We start from the raw sequence: 18,919 nt of genomic DNA, 5'->3' as shown, positions 1-18,919 counted from the left end.
GCTCCCGAATGCATCATTCCGCTGCGCCATCTGGCCAATTGATATTCCTTTGGAGCCTAATACCCTCTCTGGTCCCCACGCCTCTCCATCCACCAAAAGGATCATGATGAAGCACCTCTCTCCCCGGCTGCTGCTCCTGGCAGCCCCAAGCCTGCTCGCCACTTCGGCGCTGGCCGACTACTCCCCCTCCGACTGGCAACAGTATCAACTCAAAGGCGAATCCAGCCGTCAGCTGGGGGATCGTCTCACCGAAGTGACCTTTGAACTGAGCGCCCGCAGCGGCGACGCCCCTTATCAGCAGTTGAGGGTGTATCGCCGCTTCGACTGGCGCGATGCCAACCTGGCTGCGCTGGCAGAGCAGCAGTGCGGCGAGCCGCAACTCAAGATCGAGCAGGGCTGGCAGATCCGCTACCTCAGCTGTGAAGTGGTGGTGCCGGCCGGCAAGGCCGTCCCGGCCAGCAGCTATGACTATGGCTACGGCATGAAGCAGGGCCGCTGGGAGCCGCTGGCGGGCACCCCGACCGCGCCGCGTCAGGATCGTCTGCCGCTGGCTGAGCGGGTCATCCTGGGTCACAGCGAGCAGGATCTGGATCGCTGCGAGCTCAACGCCGAAGGTCGCTGCGCCGAGCAGGCATGGCAGTACCAGCCGCAAAACTGGCAGCAATTGAAGGTGCTGGAAGAGACCCCCAATGAACGGGATGGCCGCCTCGAGCAGATCTTCTTCCGCCTGCAGCCCATCGCGGGCAGCCAGGCCGCCAAGCAGGTGAGCGAGTTGCACGTCTGGCGCCAGTACACCTGGTTGCTGGACGAGATCAAGGCCCAGCAGGAGTGCGATGAACCCCAGACCCGTCAGGAAGGGGACAAGACCATCAGCTATCGGGTGTGCCGTCAGACCCTGCCCGCCGGCAGCGAAGTGCAGGTGATCTTGAAGGACACCGGCTATCAATACCCGGTGGGGGGCAGCGAATGGCAGAACCTGCCGGAAACAACCGAGTGGCAGGAGAGCCGGGTGCTCAACCGCCCCATCGTGCTGGCCAGCAAGGAAGAGCAGATCGACTGTCGCCGTGCCGACGGCCGCGCCTGTTCCGAGCCGGATCTGCCGGGCACCGAACTGCTGGACGCCGAAGCGGCCAGGATAGTGCAGGATGCCAGTGGCCAGCCCGCGCCGGTCTGGCAGGAAAACTATGGTCACGATGACACCAAGCTGCTGGCCGTGTCGCGCGGTATCCAGAGCCTGCTGGCGGCCAATCAGCCGGCTCATCCGGCCATGAAGCTGCTGCTGGAATACGTGCGAGCCCACAACTACCACAACTACGGCAAGCACAAGGAAGACGGCCCGGCCGCCGCCGAGGCGCTGGCTGAGGCATTGACCGCGCTCGGCGCCCATCCGCTGCTCTTCCCGGAGCACCCCACCGATGAGGTGGGCTCCGTGATCGGTGCCTGGAGCATCGCCCTGCACGGTCAGTTCAAGAGCCCGGCAGTGCAGAACCGCTTTGGCACCCTGCTCGGCGAGTTCAACCAGATGCTGGCCTACAGCACCCGCCATGCCAGCGAGATCAACGGTCAGCACGCCTGGGCAACCGGCCTGTTCGATCTGCTCAACTTCCTCGACTTCGCCAGCGACTACAGCGACCCCTTCGCCAACGACTTCCGAGCGCAGGATGGCGAGCTGCGCCAGCAGCTGCACGCCCTCGGCATGAGCGAGCTCGCGTTGTGGCAAGGAAGGGATGGCGCCGATCTGTTCCTGCTCAACAACGTGCTGGATGCCTACACCCGCCTCTACCGGGTCGCCCGCTATACCCGCCCGGACGAGCTCGACGACTACCGCAAGCTGCTGGATGACTCCGTCATCGTACTGGTTCGCCACCACGACCTGATCCCCGGTGGCCAGCAGAGTCAGGATCTGCTGGAAGACATGTCACTGACCCTCTCCACCTACTACCTGACCTACACGGACCGCACCAGCGAAGCCTGCATTAGCGGTGACTTCGCCGGGCTCTGCACCCCTGTCCGGGTGGAGGACGTGCTGCCCTTCGAGCATACCTGCTCGCCGACCCTGCGCCTGCGGGCCCAGGATCTGACCATGAGCCAGGCCGAGGGGATCTGCCGTGAACTGGGTGCCGAAGAGCAGCAGTTCCACCAGCAGATGGAGACCGGCTGGCAGCCGGTGGCGGATGATCACAACGAGGCGCTGGAACTGGTGGTCTTCAACTCCTCCGCCGACTGGAAACGCTACGGCAGTGCCCTGTTCGGCGGCGTCTCCACCGACAACGGCGGTATCTACCTCGAAGGGGATCCGGCTCGCCCCGGCAACCAGGCCCGCTTCTTCGCCTACGAGGCGGAGTGGAAGCGCCCTGCGTTCCAGGTGTGGAGCCTGCGCCACGAGTACGTGCACTACCTGGACGGCCGCTTCAACCAGTACGACAGCTTCGGCCACTACCCGCTCAACCGCACCACCTGGTGGTCGGAAGGGCTGGCGGAATTCATCGCCCACGGCCAGTGCTTCGCCCGCGGTCTGGACAACGTCGCCGGCCGCCCGGCCAGCGACCGTCCGGCCCTGGCCGACATCCTGCATCTGGATTACGACAAGGGCGGCGAGATGGTCTACTCCTGGTCCTACACGGTGCACCGCTTCCTCAGCGAGACGGGTCGCGGCGCCAGCTGGCTGGCCATGGCCCGGGCCCTGCGCAACCCGGATCAGCAGCAGGCGATGAGCGCCTTCGAAGCCGAGCTGGATGCGCTGATCGCAAGCGACAGCGAGGCCTACCAGCAGTGGCTCGGCCGCGAGCTGCTGCCTTGGTGGGAAGCCAACAAGGACTCTGACGAGTGCAAGGCCAACGACTCCTCCCACTGAGGACGAGACGGCTATGACAAGGGGCGGCCATGGTCGCCCCTTGTTTATGGCGCCGTTTGATAAGCCCGGGATCGGGGCGCGCGCTGCGACAACCTCTGCCCGAGTGAGACCCTGCGCCGCCATCAAACCTGACGCGCCACAACAACTTGTAATAGAATGGCCCCCTGTCTTCTCTTACTTCAGACCCGAACCGCACCGCGCATGAAGAAGTTTGCCAAGATCCTGCTCGCCTGCCTCTGCCTGTTGCTGGCCTCCATCGCCGCCCTGCTTGGCTACAGCGAGTGGACCGTCTCGGACGCCCGTCACTACACCTACGACGACGTCAACGCGGTGCCCTACAACCGGGTCGCCCTGGTGCTCGGCACCTCCAAATACCTGATTGGCGGCAGCCCTAACCACTACTTCAAATACCGGATCAAGGCCGCCGCCGAGCTCTACAACAACGGCAAGGTGGACTACATCCTGGTCTCCGGCGACAACGCCACCGTGCAGTACAACGAACCGCGCCAAATGCGGCGGGCCCTGATCCAGGCCGGCATCCCGGCCAACGCCATCTACAGCGACTACGCCGGCTTTCGGACTCTGGACTCCATCGTGCGTGCCAAGGAGGTGTTCGGTCAGGCCCACTTCACCGTGGTCTCCCAGGCCTTTCACAACGAGCGTGCCATCTTCATCGCCCGCCATTTCGGCATCGAGGCGGTCGGCTTCAACGCCGTGGATCCCAGCGCCTATCAGGGCATCAAGACCCGGGTGCGCGAGGTGTTCGCCCGCCTGATGGGGCTGCTCGACCTCTACGTGCTGGACAAGGGTCCCAAATTCCTCGGCGAGCCCATCGTCATCGGCGGCCCGGTCCCCTGCCAGGCGTTGAGCACCATAGGCGCGAGCCAGCCCTGCCTGCCCATTGCACCGCCCCCTCATCAGCCGAAAGCCAAGCAGGCAGCGGCAGTGAGCGCGGCAACCGACACCAGTGCAGCGGCTGCAACCAGCGGTGCACCAGCCACCAGCGCAGCCGTGCCGAGCGAGGCAACGCCCGTGGATAATCCGGCTGCCACCAGCGCGGCGCCGCCAACCGGCAGCGCGCCGACCCCTCAATAGCAGAGACCCGCCAACAGGCGGGTCTCTTTCATTGGGCTCGGTATTTCCGGCGATCAGGCCAGAGCCACCACGTAACGCCGTGCCACCTCGTCCCAGTCGATCACGTTGTAAAACGCGGCTATGTAGTCGGGACGCTTGTTCTGGTACTTGAGGTAGTAGGCATGCTCCCACACATCCAGCCCGAGTATGGGGGTGAGCCCCTCCATCAGGGGGCTGTCCTGGTTCGCGCTGCTCACCACCTGCAACTTGCCGCGCCCATCGACCACCAGCCAGGCCCAGCCGCTGCCAAAACGGCTCAACGCCGCCTGGGTAAAGGCCTGTCTGAAGGATTCCAGCCCACCCAGATCCCGCTCGATCGCTGCGGCCAGCTCGCCGTCCGGCTCGCCGCCGCCCTGCGGACTCATCACCTGCCAGAACAGGCTGTGGTTGGCGTGACCGCCGCCGTGATTGCGCACCGCCCCCTGCACCTGGGCCGGCAGGCTGTCGATACGGGCAAGCAATGCCTCCAGCGGCAGGGCAGCCAGCTCCGGCAGATCGGCCAGGGCGGCATTGAGGTTGGTGACATAAGTCTGATGGTGACGGCTGTGATGGATCTCCATGGTCTTTGCATCGATATGGGGTTCCAGCGCGTCATAGGCGTAAGGAAGGGCTGGCAGGGTATGGCTCATGTTCATTGTCTCTCCTGTTGGGCTCAATGCAGTTGATGGGCAGAGCCGGTCTGACACAGACATTGACCCAGGCTGCGCTGGATGCCGTCGTGATGACCGTGTTTGCCCAGAAAGGCGAGCAGCTCGGTACGGGTGCTGCGGGCGTGGCGAACAGCCGCCTCCCGCAGGGCAGCGGAACTGGTGGGGGACTGGCTGGTGGTCAGCAGGCAATCATGGATGTGACACAGCAGGTCGGCGGCCCGATCCGGCAGGGTCATGGCCACCAGCAGATCCGCCAAGTTGTGATGGGCCACCACCAGGGCCGCCACCGCTTCGTCGGCATCGTGCCACTCGGCAAACTGCTGGCGGGCAAGCCACAGCGCCTGCTGATAGCAGTCGAGCGCCCTGGCGTACTCCCCCGCATCGAAATGGCGGTTGCCACTCAGGGTCTGCGCCTTCCAGTGCGCCATGCTGCTGTCCGCTCCGGTGGTACCGACCCACCCCTTCACCCAGGTTCCCGTCATGACTCGACCACTCAAATGATAATAATTATTATTTAACTTATTTGATGAGCAGACACAAGGAATAGTTGGTGCCGCCTTTTTTGCCCATATGGGTAGGGTTTTTCTGCAATCCCCGGTTTAGTGATCCCATCCACAGATACATTTGAGTTCAGCCACCATGCTGCCGGTACTGGCATGAGGCCGGTGGCTGCCCGGTGACGACCCCCGGTGACGACCAGAGTGCAGCCGGTTTTTTCACAAGGACGGTGAAGATGAAAAGATGGCTATTGATGCTGTTGTGCGCCCTGCCCATGCTGGGTCAGGGGGCCGGTTATACCCAGACCCGCTACCCCATAGTGCTGGTGCACGGTCTGTTCGGTTTCGACAAGCTGCTCGGAGTCGATTACTTCTACGGCATCCCCCAGGCCCTGACCCGGGATGGCGCCAAGGTTTACGTGGCCCAGGTCTCCGCCACCCAGAGCTCGGAGCTGCGCGGTGAACAGCTGCTCAAGCAGGTGCAGCAGGTGCTCGCCATCACGGGGGCGGAGAAGGTGAACCTCATCGGCCACTCTCACGGTGGCCCCACCATTCGCTACGTCGCTTCGGTCGCCCCCGAGTTGGTCGCTTCCGCCACCAGCGTGGGCGGGGTCAACCATGGCTCGGAGATCGCCGACCTGGTGCGGGCCAAGGTGACGCCGGGCTCGGCGGCCGAAGGTCTGGCGGTGGCCGCCGCCTCGGCCCTGTCCGGGGTCATCTCGCTGCTCTCCGGGGGCAGCCAGCTGCCGCAGGATCCCCTCGCAGCCCTCGACGCCCTCACCAGCACCGGCGCCCAGCGCTTCAACCAGCGCTATCCGGAAGGGCTGCCGAGCCAGCATTGCGGTGAAGGGCCCATGCAGGCCGCCAACGGGGTCTACTACTTCTCCTGGAGCGGACGCGGCACCATGACCAACATCCTGGATCCGGTGGATCCGGCGCTGGCGCTGGCGCTGACCGGCAGCTTCTTCAAGGAGCCCAACGATGGCCTGGTCGGAGTATGCAGCAGCCACCTCGGCAAGGTGATCGGCACCCACTACCGCATGAACCATCTGGACGAGGTGAACCAGTCGTTCGGCATTCGCCACCTGTTCGAGACCGACCCGGTCAACCTCTATCGCCAGCACGCCAACCGCCTGCAGAGGCTGGGACTATGAACAGGGCATGGCTGATGGCTGCTCCGCTGGCGGCGGCCCTGCTGCTGGGGGGCTGGCAGTATTGGACCTCCGCTGACGCAACCGCCCCTTCGCCGCAACATGCAGGGCCCGCTTCCCCTCTGGTCAGGCAGGCCGCACCGCCGTCGGATAAGTCCTCGCTGCAGGCCCGCCATGAAGCCTTTCTCGGGGCCGAGGGCAGCCTGACGGTGCCGGCGGATCCGGGCCTCGCCAGCTTGCAGAAGCTGTTCGACGAGCGCGAACAGTTGCGCAGGCAGCGTTTCACCCCGGTCGAGCAGGAGCAGCTGTTTGCCGAGGACAGGCTGATGGAGCAGTGGACCCTGCGCCGCAAGGCGCTGGCGGAGTCCAGCGATGCCGACAAGCCGCTGCTGGCGAGCGAGCTGGAGCTCTGGCTGGCGGAGCAGCCCCAGTGGTTTCGGGAGGCGGAGGCCAACAGCCGCCTGCTCGGCGATCTGCAGGCTCTGGAGCAACTCCCCGCAGTAGGGCGTGACGCCGCACTGCGCGAACAGTTGGGACCGGAGGCGGCAGACCGGTTGCACCAGCTGGCAGAGAGCCAGCAGGGGTTCGAGCAGCAGTTGGCCGGCTATCTGGCCGAGATCAGGCCCCTGCCTGCCGAGGCCCGTGCCAGCCAGCAGCCGGAGATCCTGGCACGCTGGTTCGAGCCCGGTCAGTGGCGACGGGTGGAGGCCCTCACCCGGCTCACCCTGGGCGAGCAGTAACCGGCATGAAAAAGGGGCCCGCAAGTGGGCCCCCATTCTTTGACGCTGCCGCCCTTACTGCGGCTTGTTGGCCCCCGGCAGCGGCTGCCAGGTGAGGCGAGTCACCCGGTTGCCCTGCACCTCGCAGGTGAGGCAGAGATCCTGCCACCCCTTCTCCTGGCGCAGGGAAACTTCTCCCTTGATGCCCTCTGCACTCCTCTTGAGTTTGGCCGGCTCGAAGGTCACCTTGTCACCTCCGGCAAGCGCCATCAGCTTGCCATTGCAGAGCCACTGGGCGAGCTCGGCCCCCTTGAGCTTGACGCCCCCCTTGTCAGCCTTCTCCTCGGCGGTGCTCGGTGCAAACAACCCGCCCAGCTCGGCCGCCCGTCTGGTCAGCCAGGCTTCCCGCTGCTGCATGCTCATCTTGCTGACAAACTCCGCAGGCTGCCCCTTGTCGTCCAGCCATTGGGTCAGCTTGCCACTGTCATCGAAGGCGAACTGAGCGGCGGGCTCCTTCACCCCGAACAGCTTGCCGCCCTTGAAGTAGTAACGGCTCTCCCCTTCCTGTTTGCCCTGCTCGTTCAGGATGGGCACGGCGATGATGACGGGCGTGCCGTCGACCCAGGCCTTGATGTCAACGCCATCGTGGCTGAACAAGCGGGTATCGAGGGCGCTGTCGGCCCCCTTCTCCATCAGGGTGAACTGCTCGGCCAGGGAGGCGGCGAATGAAGGCAGGGAGCAGAGTCCCAGTCCCAAGCCGAGGCTCAGGGCGATCGCGGTTGTGCGCATAAGTGTCCTGTGGTGGGCCCGAAGGCCGGATTAACTCTCTACCAGCCAGACCCTCAGTCCCTCCCGGTGAGCCTCGCTCAAAGGGATGGACTGCCGGGTCCGGTAGTCAAAATGGATCAGGGTCGTCTCGGCGGTCACCGCCAGCTCGCCGCCCTGCCAGGCTTCCTGCCAGAGCGTGAAGGAGCTGGTACCGATACGCCGCACGCCGGTCTTGATCGACACCATCTGGCCATAGAACAGCTCCCGTTTGAATTGCACCGTGTAGCCCGCGATGATCAGATGCCAGTCATGCACATCCAGCTCAGGCGAGAAGAGGCGAAACAGGGGATCACGGGCCGATTCAAACCAGACCGCCGGCACCGTGTTGTTGATGTGGCCGAGGGCGTCCGTCTCTTGAAAACGGGGTTGGATCTGCATTTCCAGCATGGATGTCGACTCCTTGTCGTAGGACCGCGCACAGGCTAGCGCGCCAACCCGTCCGACTCAAGCGTCCCTGCCTGGGGGTGAGAGCCACCGCCGGTTTCCGGCTCCTGCGCCACCTGCTCGGGCTTTAACCAGGCGCAGCGAAAATCGAACCAGCCAAGGGCCGTCATGCGCACACCGTGCACGCCGACCCGGCTCTCCAGCTCCAGCCAGTGATGAAACAGCGGCACGAACCAGCTCTGGCGCTGCACCTCGGCCAGCAGGGCGCGGGGGCCGGGCTCTTCACCATGGGCGCGCCACTGCGTCAATCCCTGCCACAGGGCCTGCTGGCCGCCCCACACCCGGCGCAGCAAGGGGGTGCCCTGAAGCCAGGCGTAAGGGGCGAAGGCGTGCTCATGCTCCAGGTTGAGGGTGCCGAACCAGAGATCCACATCTTCATCCTCCCCGCTCACCCAGCGCCCGTAGTCCAGGGTACGCACCTCGAGCTGGATCCCCTGCTCTGCCAGCAGGCTGCTCATGGCGCTGGCGCACTCGTTGAACTCCAGATGCTGGTTGAAGCAGGCCAGTACCAGCCGCGCTGGCAGGCTGACCGGGCCGGACTCGGGAAGAGGCAGGCTCTCGCGCCAGTGGGGCAGGAGACCCAGCGCGCTGGTCCAGCCCCGCTGCAGCTCGGGCGCCACCCGGGCCATCAGGGCGATGGGGTTGAGCAGCCGGGTCAGCCACTGGCGCAGGGCCGGGTCCTGCAGGGGGGCCGATCTGTCGTCCTGCAGCAGGAAGTAGCAGCCGGACTCGAGTTCGGACTCCCCGCGCATGGAGCCAAGCTCCGGGGTGTCGCTGCCCAGCCTGACGTGGCTCTCCAGCCGCTCCGCCAGCTCCGGCAGCATCCAGATGTCGATCTCGTCGAGCAGGGCCCGGAGCCCGAAGTAGTCGTCAAATGCTTCGAGGCACAGGTGCAGGGGATCGTTGGCGCTCACCCGATAGGGGCCGGTGCCCACCGGCTGCAGGGCGAAATTCGCCTCCCCCTTGAGCTCCCGTGGCAGGATGGCCGCCACCGGCTCGGCCAGCAGGTGCGGCAGCAGAGGATCCGGGCTGTCGAGATGGATGTCCAGGGTGCGCGGCCAGCGGCTCTCCAGCCGTGCCAGATGGGCGAACAGCGGGCGATCCCGCAAGGCCTGCAGGCTCTCCATCACATCCTCCACCACCAGTTCGCGGCCATGGTGAAAACGCACCACGGGGCGCAGATAGAAGCGCCAGTGACAGGGGGCCAGACACTCCCAGTAGTGGGCGAGATCCCCCTCGATTTCCCCATTTTCCTCGTTTCGCCGGGTCAGACCGTTGAAGATCTGGCGGCTCAGGTGAATTTCGGAGCGACGCAAGGGCGCGGTGGGCAACAGACCGGGCAGGGGCCGGTAGTAGGGCACCCGCAGGATCTGGCGCCCCTCCCGGGTGGCCTGGCCGAGCTGCTCGATAAGCAGCGGGGTGAGCAGATCCAGGCGATCTTCGGCCAGCCGCACCGCCTGCGCCAGCTGGCCCTGACTCAGCAGATCCCGCAATCGGCGCCGGGTCAGGCTCTCCTGGTTGTCCAGCATGGTGAGGCGGGAGCGCCGCCCCCGCCCTGCCTCCGCCGTCCAGCACAGCCAGCCCTGCCCTTCCATGCGGCGCAGCAGCAGGCGTGCATTGCGCGTGGTGCAGCAGAGCAGGTCCGCCACCTCGGCGAGGCTGATTTCCCGCTCGTCGCAGCCAAGCTGCTGGGCGAGCCGTTGAAATTGCTGATAAAGGCGGCTAGTAGGCATAAAAGAGGAAATCCTGTCTCTGAAAGTCATCAGTTTTTACTTCCGTATTTTAGCTCAATACTGCTGGCGAACGTGAGAACCACTGCACAGGAGCACCATCATGAGCCACGCCAACCCCCTCAAACCGAACCGGATCCAGCAAACCCTTCGTCGCTACTTCCTGAGGATCCTGCCCCGCCCTCTGACGCTGGTCGAAGATCCCATGGTGCAGCTCAACCGCCTGATGCAGTGGGACATGCACCAGATAGACGACAGGGAGTATCGCCGCCGTCTCTGAGGTCGCCGTCACAGGCGCCATCCGGTCACCGCCATCCCCCGGCATTGCTTTGCCGGATTGGGTGGTTTACATCGGCGCTGGGCCTGATAGATTGGACGTCTATCCATCCATAATGGTGACATCCAACAAGGAGTGTGTGATGAAAGATGCGACCCTGGCCCTGCACCACGGCTTTGCCAACGACCCCACCACCAAGGCCGTTGCCGTGCCCATCTACCAGACGGTGGCCTACGAGTTCGAGAGCGCCCAGCACGGGGCGGACTTGTTCAATCTGGCGGTGCCGGGGAACATCTACACCCGCATCATGAACCCCACCAACGATGTGCTGGAGCAGCGGATGGCCGCGCTGGAAGGGGGCATCGCCGGCCTGGTGGTCTCGGCGGGCTCCGCCGCCATCACCTACGCCATCCAGGCGCTGACCGCCGCCGGTGACAACATCGTCTCCACCCCCCAACTCTATGGCGGCACCTACACCCTGTTCGCCCACATGCTGCCGAGCTTCGGGGTCGAGGTACGCTTCGCCAAGGATGACAGCGCCGAGGCCATCGCCGCCCTCATCGATGACAAAACCAAGGCGGTCTACTGCGAGAGCATCGGCAACCCGGCCGGCAACATCGTCGACATCGCCGCCCTGGCCAAGGCCGCCCACGCCCGCGGCGTGCCGCTCATCGTCGACAACACGGTCGCCACTCCGGTCTTGTGCAAACCCATCGAACACGGCGCCGACATCGTGGTGCACAGCCTGACCAAATATGTCGGCGGCCACGGCAACTCCCTGGGGGGCGTCATCGTCGACTCGGGCAAGTTCCCCTGGGCGGATCACGCCGAGCGCTTCCCCCAACTGACCCAACCCGAGCCTTCTTATCACGGGGTGGTCTACACCGAGGCCTTCGGCCCGGCGGCCTTCATCGGCCGGGTGCGCACCGTGCCGCTGCGCAATACCGGCGCGGCGCTGGCGCCCATGAACGCCTTCCTGCTGCTGCAGGGGCTGGAGACCCTGAGCCTGCGCATGGAGCGCCACGTGGACAACGCCCTGCGGGTCGCCCATCACCTCAGGCATCACCCCAAGGTGGCCTGGGTCAGCTACGCCGGTCTGCCGGGTCACCCCCACTACCCGCTGGCGGAGAAGTACATGGCCGGTCGCCCCTCGGCCATCCTCTCCTTCGGCCTGAAGGGGGGCTACGAGGCGGGCGTGCGCTTCTACGATGCACTCAAGATCTTCAAGCGGCTGGTCAACATCGGCGACGCCAAGTCCCTGGCCTGCCACCCCGCCTCCACCACCCATCGCCAGTTGAGCGAAGAGGAGCAGGCCAAGGCTGGAGTGAAACCTGAGATGATCCGGCTGTCGGTGGGGATCGAAGCCATCGAGGACATACTGGCGGATCTGGATCAGGCGCTGGAGGCCTGAGTCAATCGACGAAGGAGCGGGCACCACGCCCGCTCTTTTTCATCCATAAGTGAACCTGCTGCCGGGGCGCTGCGTATCACCGCCTTCCGTCACTGCGTCGAGGTTTCCATGATAGTCCTGCACCACCTGAACAAATCCCGCTCCCAGCGCATCATCTGGCTGCTTGAAGAGCTGGGCCTGCCCTACCAGATCAAGGCCTACCAGCGCGATGCCGCCACCTTCCTGGCGCCGCCCGAGCTCAAGGCCGTCCACCCCCTCGGCAAGTCGCCGGTCATCGAGTTTGACGGCCGGGTGCTGGCGGAATCCGGTGCCATCACCGAATACCTGATCGCCCGCCACGCTCCGGAACGGCTGGCACCGGCCACTGACAGCCCGGAGTATCCCGAATACCTGCAGTGGCTCCACTTCGCCGAGAGCTCCGGTATTCTGCCGCTGCTGCTCGATATGTTCGTGCGCAAGGATGGCAGCCCGATGCGCTTCCTGCCGGACTACGCCAAAGCCGAGTGTACCAAGGTGCTGGGCTACCTCGATGAGGTGCTGGCAAGCCGCCACTACCTGGTGGCCGATCGCCTCACCGGCGCCGACATCCTGAACTCCTTCCTGGTGGATCTGCTGGCCCAGAGCGGCCAGCTGGCCCAGTTCCCGCATCTGCAAGCCTACTGGCAGCGCCTCAATACCCATCCGGCCCGCCAGAAGGCGGCGGCGCTGGAGCGCGAGCTGGACCGCAGCGCCGAATAAACGGCAGTGCCCCGGTGACACCCTGCAAAACGCCCCGATGATCGGGGCGTTCTCTTTTCCGTTGGCCAGCCGGTGATCAGAGGGCGAGGGAAAGGATCCGCGCCACTATGGTTGCCAGGATGACTTACAGCGCGTGGGACAGGATCCTGGCTACCTTGTCGGGATCAATGTCCTGCTGCTCCCCGAGGGCGGTCAGGCCGAACAGCTTGAGGTTGGAACAGATCCCCGGGATGCAGCGCGCATCCAGGCCATAGTCGGCGAGACGGGTACCCACCCCCATCTGCTGGAAGAACTGCTCGGTGCGGATGATCGCCTCCTCGATGCGCAGTGCCTTGTCCTCGCGGCTGGAGTGCCATACTCGCTCGGCGAACTGGGCCAGCTTCTCCTGCTTCTGGGCCGCTTGCTCCCGCAGCAGGGAGGGCAGCACCACCGCCAGACTCTGGGCATGATCCAGCCCATGCAGGGCGGTGAGCTGGTGACCGATGGCGTGGGTGGACCAGTCCTGGGGCACGCCGCGACCGATGAGGCCGTTGAGGGCCAGGCTGGCCGCCCACATCAGGTTGGCACGCACCTGGTAGTTGGTGGGCTCCGCCAGCGCCCGCGGACCGTTGTCCACCAGCACCTGCAACAGCCCTTCCGCCAGCCGGTCCTGCACCTCGCCCCCCACCGGGAAGGTGAGGTACTGCTCGAGGATGTGGACGAAGGCATCCACTACGCCATTGCCCACCTGGCGCGGCGGAAGGCTGTAGGTGGTGGCGGGATCCAGCACCGCAAACACCGGTTGCACCAGCGGATTGTAGAAGGAGAGCTTGGCCTCCCCCCGGCTCACCACGGCGGCGGGGTTGCTCTCCGAACCGGTGGCCGGCAGGGTCAGCACACAGCCCAGCGGCAGCGCTGCCTTGATGGGGGCCTTGTCCCGCAGGATCTCCCAGGGATCGTCCCCCTCGAAGCAGGCAGCAGCGGCCACGAACTTGGTGCCATCCACCACGGAACCGCCACCCACCGCCAGCAGGAAGTCGATACGCTCGCGCTTGACCAGATCCACCGCCTCCATCAGCTGGTCGTACTGGGGGTTGGCGCCGATACCGGGAAATTCCAGCCACTCCCGACCTGCCAGCGCCTGGGTCAACTGGTCATAGACCCCGTTCTGCTTGATGCTGCCGCCGCCGTAGAGCACCAGCAGACGGCTGCCGACCGGGATCAGCTCCGGCAGAGTGGCTATCTGGCCTTCACCAAAGCAGATGCGGGTGGGATTGGCATATTGGAAGTTGTACACGGCAGAGCCCTCGGTTGATTGCATGCCGGGGAATTGTGCGCCTGCCGTGCCATCAGGTCAAAAACGGGAGCCTGTCGTCAAAAATACGATGCCAGCCTGCCGATGCCGGGCGCTCCTGCCCGGCTTTGCTATGGTGATAGCGGGCAGACGAGTTCGTCGCCCCCTCAAACCCCTCCCGGGGTCCCTTTCCCACTCACAGGGTCTCTATCATGAAACTGAAGCACGCCTGGATTGCGGGTGCCCTCACCCTCTGTGCCCCTCCCCTGCTCTATGCCGCCGAGGTCACCACCCATGTGGCCGTGGCCCCCGGACAAGCCAGCCTGGCCGAAGAACTGACCGCCAGGGCAACCGTCACCGCCATCGACCTGGCCACCCGCAAGGTCAGCCTGAAAAATGCCGAAGGGCAGACCCTGGACCTGATCGCCGGGGAGGAGGTGACCAACCTTCCCCAGCTCAAGGTGGGAGATGTCGTGGCCCTGAGATATCTGCAACTGCTGGACCTGACCCTGCTCAAGGGCACCGCCGGGGTGAGAAAACGGGTGGTGGAAGTGGAAGGGGGCAAGGCGGCGGCCGGGGAGAAACCCGCTGCCGGCGCCGGCATGCAGGTAACCATCTATGCCGACGTCATCGACGTGGACAAGGCGCACCAGACCATCCGGGTCAAGGGGGTCGACCATACCCTGACCCTCAAGGTGCAGGATCCGGCCCAGTTCGCCCTCATCGCCAAGGGGGACCAGATCAAGGCCGTGCAGACCACCGCCATCGCCATCGGCATCGCCCCCCAGAGTCCCTGAGCCCTGACCACGGCCTGCCAGCCCCGTGGCAAGGGGGCAACCCCTTGCCTTTAACGCCCAAGGATTGCCGTTTGAATCACATCATGCCTGGGAGGCAGATTTGCCGGTGAGACGATCCATGGCCTCCTTGAGCATGGCATCGCGCTGCGCGGCCAGGTCCTTGCTCTGCGTTTCGCGCTCCTCGGCAGAGAGCGTCTTGTCATCCGCTATCCCCTTGAGCTGACGCTCGAGATCGTCAAGTTTTTTGCGATCAAAGCCCAGGGCCTTGTCCACCATCTGCTGCACCCGCGCATCCTTGACACCACCGGTCAGGACTGTGTTCTTGCCGTTTCTGGCCAGATGCTCGTAGGTCAACGCCTGCTGCGCCTTGCCGGTCAGCACCTGACTGGAGAGGCTGACCTGCTGAGACCAGCCGCTCTGCTTGTCATCGCTGTCGCTGAGGGTCGCCAGGGCACGGTTCTGGGACGCGCTCTGGGCGAGTTGATGACCATAGGGTTTGATATCCATGAAGGCTCCACGCTCACTGCCGGCCTCGCCGGCTCCGGGGATGGTTTCCCCGCCATGGGCCGGAGACAGCAAAATGCAGGCCAACTTGAGTACCCCCCTCTTTCGACGGTTCAGCACGGGGTCGCAGCACGCCTCCTTCTGCACTCCATGACGAGTGCGACCAGACCCATCAAAAAAGGCGCCCGAAGGCGCCTCTTGTGGACAGGAGTCGGCTCGTCATGACATCAGCGACGGCTGATGTGGAGCGGGCCGAAGGTCTGGGCCACCGGCATGATCTCGATGCTGTTGATGTTGACGTGGGCAGGCTGCTCGCTGATCCAGAGTACGGTATTGGCGATGTCTTCCGGCAGGATGGCCTGCACCCCCTGATAGACGGTGGCCGCCTTGGCGTCGTCGCCGTGGAAGCGCACGTTGGAGAACTCGGTGCCGCCACACAGACCCGGCTCCACGTTGGTGACACGCACCGCCGTGCCCGCCAGATCCGCACGCAGGTTGAGACTGAACTGCTTCACGAACGCCTTGGTCGCGCCGTAGACGTTGCCGCCCGGATAGGGGTAGGTCCCTGCGATGGAGCCGATATTGATGACGTGGCCGCGGTTGCGCGCCACCATGCCCGGCAGCAGCAACCGGGTGATCAGAGTCAGGCCGCTGATGTTGGTGGCGATCATCTGCTCCCAGTCTTCCAGATCCGCCTTGTGGGCAGGCTCCAGCCCCAGTGCCAGGCCGGCGTTGTTGACCAGCAGGTCCACCTGTTGCCATTCGGTCGGCAGCCCCTCGATGGCGGCGCGGGTGGCAGCCTTGTCCTGGACGTCGAACACCAGGGGCAGGAACTGCTCGCCCAGCTCCTCGGACAGGGCGGCCAGCCGTTCGGCGCGACGCCCGGTGCCGATCACCCGGTGGCCTGCGCTCACCAGCAGGCGGCTGATGGCCTCACCAAAGCCGGACGAGGCGCCCGTTACCATTGCAATCATGTGAACCTCCATTGTTATTTGTCTTCTTGAAAAATCAGCACGTTATATGTCGCGCTTGCCCAGCTTTCGCCATGCGAAGACCGCCAGATGCAGCAGGAAGAGACCCGAGCCCCCCAGCGCAAACAGCAGGCCGGTCAGGGCGTTGACCGAGGTATCGGCGCCGCACCACCACCAGACCAGCCAGCCGACGACCCCGATGAGAAAGGTCTGGGCGGCGCAGACCGGGCAGCGCCCGAGCTTGGCCCTGATGGCCGTAGCCAGGCAATCCTCGCAACTCATGATGGCTCCTGCCGCTCATCCCCCAGCGCCAGCACCAGGCGGTGGGCATGCTGGCCGGGCCCGTAATAATCGGGCAGCCGTACCCCGGGGCGAAACCCCAGCCCCTGATAGAGGGTCCTGGCTTCTGGGTTGGCGTCGGCGACTTCGAGGCGAATCGCCCCCCAGCCGGCCTCGCGCCCTTCCCGGATCACCTGCTCCAGCAGGCGGCGTGCCCACCCCTGACGGCGGACGGTCCAGCGGATGGCGAGGGTCTGGATGATGAGACGATCCCAGCCTTTGTGCTCCAGCACGCTCACATAGCCCATCACCTGCGCCTTCTCGTCTTGCAGCAGCAGGGTGCGCCCCTTGGCCTGATTGAGCAGATAGTGCCAGCGGCTGCGGCCGAAGGCGACCTCGGGGGGGAAACAGTAGCGTTCCAGCTTCACGATGGCGCCCAAATCATCGGCTCGGGCGGCGCGCACGGTCAACACGGGGAGTCCTTGTTCGGTTATTTATCCTCAGCACCAGAAATGCGACTTGTATCACAAGTTACCAAGGCAGAATATTAGGCACTGTAACCTCTTGTTTCCCCTCGCGCCATTGTCGTGCTTGTCGGTGCATCGAAGCCCACTGGGGATCCTGCCGTTTCTGGCAGTCCTTTCTGTGGAGCCTGAAAATATGAGTACCTATGTCATCGTCGAGGAGCCGGGCGACTGGCCCTGCCATGCCGACTATCTGCTGACCGCCCGCACCTACCTGCAACACGGTCTGCCCACCACAGGGGGGCGTCCGCGCATCATCAACCTCTGCCGCAGCCTGGAACACCTGGGGGCCGGTTATTACTGCTCCCTGCTGGCCCAGGCCCGCGGCCACCACTGCCTGCCGGGATTGCAGGCCATCAGCAGGCTGCAACCCCAGCAGCCTCCCGCCAAGCTGTGGCGCAAATTGCAGGGCTGGCTGGCCCAGCAGAGCGAGGACAGGATCCGGGTGCGCGCCATCTTCGGCCAGTGCGAACAGAGCGAGCTGGCGGGGCTCGCCCGCTATTACTACGGCCTGAGCCAGTTGCCGCTGCAGGAGCTGACCCTCAAGCGCGGTCGCCACGGCTGGTCGGTGCGCCAGCAGGAGAGCCTGTCACCGCTGGCGCTGAGCCCGAGCGAGAAGGCGCTGATGGTGCAGCACGCCCAGGCGCTGGTGGGCACGGGGGACGAGGAACAGACGGCGCCACGCTACCAGCTCGCCATCCTGGTCGACCCCAACGACGGCCGCGCCAGCAGCGATGCCCTGGCGCTGGAGCGTTTCATCAAGGCGGCCGCTGCCCAGGGGATCCAGGCCGAGATCCTGCCTCCCTCGGCCATCGAGCGGTTGCCGGAGTTCGACACCCTCTGGCTGCGCGCCGAGACCGCGGTCGGCCACTACACCTTCGAATTTGCCCGCCGTGCCGAGCAGCTCAAGATGCCGGTCATCGACAGCTCCCGTGCCATCCTCGCCTGCAGCAACAAGCTCTATCTCTACGAGCTGATGGTGCGCAGCGGCGTGCCCATGCCCCCCACCACCGTCGTGACCCGCCGCGGCCGCCAGCATGTGGACGAACTGGTGCAGCGCCTCGGTCTGCCGCTGATGGTGAAGATCCCCGACGGCGCCCAGGGGCGCGACCTCGCCATGGCCAGCGATGACATCCAGCTCGCCCGCCTGCTGGACGAGGGGCTGGCCCGCTCCGCCCTGCTGCTGGTCCAGAGCCGGATCCCTGCCGAGTTCGACTGGCGCATCGGCTTTCTCGACGGCTCGCCGCTGTTCGCCTGCCGCCGCTACCGACCCGAACCCGGCAACCGCATCCGTCGCCGCAAACACCCCCTCGACATGAGCCGCATCGAGGCGCTGCCCCTCAGCGACGTGCCGGAGCGGGTGCTGCAAACCGCCCGCCGCGCCGTGCACCAGCTCGGCAACGGCCTGTTCGGGGTGGATCTGCGCCAGCAGGGTCAGGGCTGCGTGTTGCTGGAAATCATCGACAACCCCTGGATACGTGGCGATATTGAAGACAGGGAGGCAAAGGACCTCTACGAGCGCCTCGCCCGGGCCTTCCGCCAGCGGCTGGAGAACCGGGGGCAGAGCGCGACAGGATAACAAGCATCGCGAGCAGAGGTGGATATGATGACAATGCAGTGGTGGGACATCGCGCCCCTTGGCTGGGAGAACATCCTGGTCTGTCTGGTGTGTGGCACCCTGGTGGGGCTGGAGCGGCAGCTTCGCGGCAAGCCGGTGGGGATCCGCACCTCTTCCCTCATCGTGCTCGGCACCTACTGTTTTCTCGCCATCGGCGCCGCCGTCAGTCCTCAGGGCGCCGATCAGGCGCGGGTGCTGGGTCAGCTCATCACCGGGGTCGGCTTTCTCGGGGCCGGGGTCATGATGACCCGGGATGGTCAGGTGCTGGGGGTGACCTCCGCCGCCGCCATCTGGATGCTGGCCGCCCTCGGCGCCCTCATCGGCATGGACATGCTGCATCAGGCGCTGCTGCTCACCGGCGTCACCCTCTCCATCCTGGTGGGGGTGGACTACTTGGAAGCCAGCTTCAAGAGCCTGCGCCGCGGGGTGCACAATCGGCTGGAACACTGGCGCCACGGGGCCGAGCCCTCGGTCTCTTCCCGCCGGGACGATCTGGGCAGCGGCATCGAGAAGTAAGCCG

Annotated in this window: 20 protein-coding genes; 10 read left to right on the top strand and 10 right to left on the bottom strand. The window is 65.2% G+C overall.

The genetic code is table 11. The features are described 5' to 3' along the window. The first annotated feature begins 106 nt into the window (after positions 1-106). Positions 107-2,854: a collagenase gene (locus ACPW74_RS22320; RefSeq protein ID WP_425858473.1), complete on the top strand. Its 2,748-nt coding sequence runs from the start codon at positions 107-109 to the stop codon at positions 2,852-2,854. Between the two features lie 156 nt (positions 2,855-3,010). Further along, the gene (locus ACPW74_RS22315; protein ID WP_201890466.1) at positions 3,011-3,949 is read left to right on the top strand and encodes a SanA/YdcF family protein; all 939 of its coding nucleotides are present in this window, start codon (positions 3,011-3,013) and stop codon (positions 3,947-3,949) included. A 53-nt stretch (positions 3,950-4,002) separates the two neighbouring features. Here the strand turns inward: ACPW74_RS22315 and ACPW74_RS22310 are convergent, their stop codons facing one another. Then, entirely contained in the window at positions 4,003-4,617 is a 615-nt protein-coding gene (locus tag ACPW74_RS22310; RefSeq protein WP_041212366.1) for a superoxide dismutase, read from the bottom strand. A 23-nt stretch (positions 4,618-4,640) separates the two neighbouring features. Next, positions 4,641-5,066: a hypothetical protein gene (locus ACPW74_RS22305; RefSeq protein WP_279982236.1), complete on the bottom strand. Its 426-nt coding sequence runs from the start codon at positions 5,064-5,066 to the stop codon at positions 4,641-4,643. Positions 5,067-5,371: 305 nt separating this feature from the next. Between ACPW74_RS22305 and ACPW74_RS22300 the strand changes: the two genes are divergently transcribed. Beyond that, positions 5,372-6,289: a lipase family alpha/beta hydrolase gene (locus tag ACPW74_RS22300; RefSeq protein ID WP_279981037.1), complete on the top strand. Its 918-nt coding sequence runs from the start codon at positions 5,372-5,374 to the stop codon at positions 6,287-6,289. Then, positions 6,286-7,026 carry a lipase secretion chaperone gene (locus ACPW74_RS22295; RefSeq protein ID WP_201890465.1) on the top strand — a complete coding sequence of 247 codons (741 nt, stop codon included), beginning with the start codon at positions 6,286-6,288 and terminating at the stop codon, positions 7,024-7,026. Before ACPW74_RS22300 ends, ACPW74_RS22295 begins: the two co-directional genes overlap by 4 nt. Before the next feature lie 54 nt (positions 7,027-7,080). Here ACPW74_RS22295 and ACPW74_RS22290 read toward each other — a convergent pair whose 3' ends face one another. From ACPW74_RS22290 to sgrR, 3 genes are read right to left on the bottom strand one after another with little or no spacing between them, the layout of a single operon-like run. Next, entirely contained in the window at positions 7,081-7,794 is a 714-nt protein-coding gene (locus tag ACPW74_RS22290; protein ID WP_010672732.1) for a hypothetical protein, read from the bottom strand. Between the two features lie 30 nt (positions 7,795-7,824). After that, positions 7,825-8,220, bottom strand: a complete 396-nt coding sequence (locus ACPW74_RS22285; RefSeq protein WP_010672731.1) for an acyl-CoA thioesterase — start codon at positions 8,218-8,220, stop codon at positions 7,825-7,827. A gap of 35 nt (positions 8,221-8,255) precedes the next feature. Beyond that, positions 8,256-10,010 carry an HTH-type transcriptional regulator SgrR gene (gene sgrR / locus ACPW74_RS22280; protein ID WP_266139944.1) on the bottom strand — a complete coding sequence of 585 codons (1,755 nt, stop codon included), beginning with the start codon at positions 10,008-10,010 and terminating at the stop codon, positions 8,256-8,258. A 100-nt stretch (positions 10,011-10,110) separates the two neighbouring features. On the opposite strand from sgrR, the gene ACPW74_RS22275 reads away from it, so the two are divergent. The 3 genes from ACPW74_RS22275 (at position 10,111) to ACPW74_RS22265 (ending at position 12,433) form a co-directional block, all read left to right on the top strand. Continuing rightward, entirely contained in the window at positions 10,111-10,287 is a 177-nt protein-coding gene (locus ACPW74_RS22275) for a hypothetical protein (RefSeq protein ID WP_080988754.1), read from the top strand. A 139-nt stretch (positions 10,288-10,426) separates the two neighbouring features. Then, positions 10,427-11,695: an O-acetylhomoserine aminocarboxypropyltransferase/cysteine synthase family protein gene (locus ACPW74_RS22270; RefSeq protein ID WP_201956627.1), complete on the top strand. Its 1,269-nt coding sequence runs from the start codon at positions 10,427-10,429 to the stop codon at positions 11,693-11,695. Positions 11,696-11,803: 108 nt separating this feature from the next. Next, a complete protein-coding gene (locus ACPW74_RS22265) occupies positions 11,804-12,433 on the top strand; it encodes a glutathione S-transferase family protein (RefSeq protein WP_160836805.1) in 630 nt (209 codons plus the stop codon). 124 nt (positions 12,434-12,557) lie between these two features. Here ACPW74_RS22265 and ACPW74_RS22260 read toward each other — a convergent pair whose 3' ends face one another. Continuing rightward, a complete protein-coding gene (locus tag ACPW74_RS22260) occupies positions 12,558-13,733 on the bottom strand; it encodes an iron-containing alcohol dehydrogenase (RefSeq protein WP_103255098.1) in 1,176 nt (391 codons plus the stop codon). Between the two features lie 185 nt (positions 13,734-13,918). On the opposite strand from ACPW74_RS22260, the gene ACPW74_RS22255 reads away from it, so the two are divergent. After that, positions 13,919-14,503, top strand: a complete 585-nt coding sequence (locus tag ACPW74_RS22255) for a hypothetical protein (protein ID WP_041212267.1) — start codon at positions 13,919-13,921, stop codon at positions 14,501-14,503. Positions 14,504-14,584: 81 nt separating this feature from the next. Here ACPW74_RS22255 and ACPW74_RS22250 read toward each other — a convergent pair whose 3' ends face one another. The 4 genes from ACPW74_RS22250 to ACPW74_RS22235 all read right to left on the bottom strand — a co-directional run bounded on the left by ACPW74_RS22250 (position 14,585) and on the right by ACPW74_RS22235 (position 16,730). Next, a complete protein-coding gene (locus tag ACPW74_RS22250; protein WP_279981034.1) occupies positions 14,585-15,010 on the bottom strand; it encodes a hypothetical protein in 426 nt (141 codons plus the stop codon). Between the two features lie 224 nt (positions 15,011-15,234). Continuing rightward, complete coding sequence (locus tag ACPW74_RS22245; protein ID WP_103243819.1) at positions 15,235-15,981, bottom strand: SDR family oxidoreductase; 747 nt, start codon at positions 15,979-15,981, stop codon at positions 15,235-15,237. Between the two features lie 42 nt (positions 15,982-16,023). Further along, positions 16,024-16,260, bottom strand: a complete 237-nt coding sequence (locus ACPW74_RS22240; protein ID WP_041212265.1) for a DUF3624 domain-containing protein — start codon at positions 16,258-16,260, stop codon at positions 16,024-16,026. After that, positions 16,257-16,730, bottom strand: coding sequence for a GNAT family N-acetyltransferase (locus ACPW74_RS22235; RefSeq protein ID WP_042880284.1), 474 nt, complete (start codon positions 16,728-16,730; stop codon positions 16,257-16,259). Before ACPW74_RS22235 ends, ACPW74_RS22240 begins: the two co-directional genes overlap by 4 nt. 187 nt (positions 16,731-16,917) lie before the next feature. Here ACPW74_RS22235 and ACPW74_RS22230 point away from each other — a divergent pair, with 187 nt between their 5' ends. Together ACPW74_RS22230 and ACPW74_RS22225 are read left to right on the top strand one after the other, a co-directional pair. Next, positions 16,918-18,360, top strand: coding sequence for a RimK family alpha-L-glutamate ligase (locus ACPW74_RS22230; protein ID WP_010672720.1), 1,443 nt, complete (start codon positions 16,918-16,920; stop codon positions 18,358-18,360). A gap of 24 nt (positions 18,361-18,384) precedes the next feature. Then, on the top strand, positions 18,385-18,915 hold the full coding sequence (locus tag ACPW74_RS22225; protein ID WP_160836811.1) for an MgtC/SapB family protein: 531 nt from the start codon (positions 18,385-18,387) through the stop codon (positions 18,913-18,915). The last annotated feature ends 4 nt before the right edge of the window (positions 18,916-18,919 follow it).

This window comes from Aeromonas sp. INTO2, assembly GCF_049860605.1.
Classification (GTDB): Bacteria; Pseudomonadota; Gammaproteobacteria; order Enterobacterales; family Aeromonadaceae; genus Aeromonas; species Aeromonas caviae.
The sequence above is the reverse complement of the archived record's forward strand: the minus strand, read 5'-3'. Positions and strand labels throughout refer to the sequence as shown.

Coding starts and splice junctions, on each gene's coding strand:
- ACPW74_RS22245 (WP_103243819.1), bottom strand. CDS start 15,981: ATGATTGCAATGGTAACGGGCGCCTCGTCCGGCTTTGGTGAGGCCATC.
- ACPW74_RS22260 (WP_103255098.1), bottom strand. CDS start 13,733: ATGCAATCAACCGAGGGCTCTGCCGTGTACAACTTCCAATATGCCAAT.
- ACPW74_RS22240 (WP_041212265.1), bottom strand. CDS start 16,260: ATGAGTTGCGAGGATTGCCTGGCTACGGCCATCAGGGCCAAGCTCGGG.
- ACPW74_RS22285 (WP_010672731.1), bottom strand. CDS start 8,220: ATGCTGGAAATGCAGATCCAACCCCGTTTTCAAGAGACGGACGCCCTC.
- ACPW74_RS22250 (WP_279981034.1), bottom strand. CDS start 15,010: ATGGATATCAAACCCTATGGTCATCAACTCGCCCAGAGCGCGTCCCAG.
- ACPW74_RS22310 (WP_041212366.1), bottom strand. CDS start 4,617: ATGAGCCATACCCTGCCAGCCCTTCCTTACGCCTATGACGCGCTGGAA.
- ACPW74_RS22230 (WP_010672720.1), top strand. CDS start 16,918: ATGAGTACCTATGTCATCGTCGAGGAGCCGGGCGACTGGCCCTGCCAT.
- ACPW74_RS22320 (WP_425858473.1), top strand. CDS start 107: ATGAAGCACCTCTCTCCCCGGCTGCTGCTCCTGGCAGCCCCAAGCCTG.
- ACPW74_RS22270 (WP_201956627.1), top strand. CDS start 10,427: ATGAAAGATGCGACCCTGGCCCTGCACCACGGCTTTGCCAACGACCCC.
- ACPW74_RS22265 (WP_160836805.1), top strand. CDS start 11,804: ATGATAGTCCTGCACCACCTGAACAAATCCCGCTCCCAGCGCATCATC.
- ACPW74_RS22305 (WP_279982236.1), bottom strand. CDS start 5,066: ATGGCGCACTGGAAGGCGCAGACCCTGAGTGGCAACCGCCATTTCGAT.
- ACPW74_RS22275 (WP_080988754.1), top strand. CDS start 10,111: ATGAGCCACGCCAACCCCCTCAAACCGAACCGGATCCAGCAAACCCTT.
- ACPW74_RS22315 (WP_201890466.1), top strand. CDS start 3,011: ATGGCCCCCTGTCTTCTCTTACTTCAGACCCGAACCGCACCGCGCATG.
- ACPW74_RS22295 (WP_201890465.1), top strand. CDS start 6,286: ATGAACAGGGCATGGCTGATGGCTGCTCCGCTGGCGGCGGCCCTGCTG.
- sgrR (WP_266139944.1), bottom strand. CDS start 10,010: ATGCCTACTAGCCGCCTTTATCAGCAATTTCAACGGCTCGCCCAGCAG.
- ACPW74_RS22300 (WP_279981037.1), top strand. CDS start 5,372: ATGAAAAGATGGCTATTGATGCTGTTGTGCGCCCTGCCCATGCTGGGT.
- ACPW74_RS22290 (WP_010672732.1), bottom strand. CDS start 7,794: ATGCGCACAACCGCGATCGCCCTGAGCCTCGGCTTGGGACTGGGACTC.
- ACPW74_RS22255 (WP_041212267.1), top strand. CDS start 13,919: ATGAAACTGAAGCACGCCTGGATTGCGGGTGCCCTCACCCTCTGTGCC.
- ACPW74_RS22225 (WP_160836811.1), top strand. CDS start 18,385: ATGATGACAATGCAGTGGTGGGACATCGCGCCCCTTGGCTGGGAGAAC.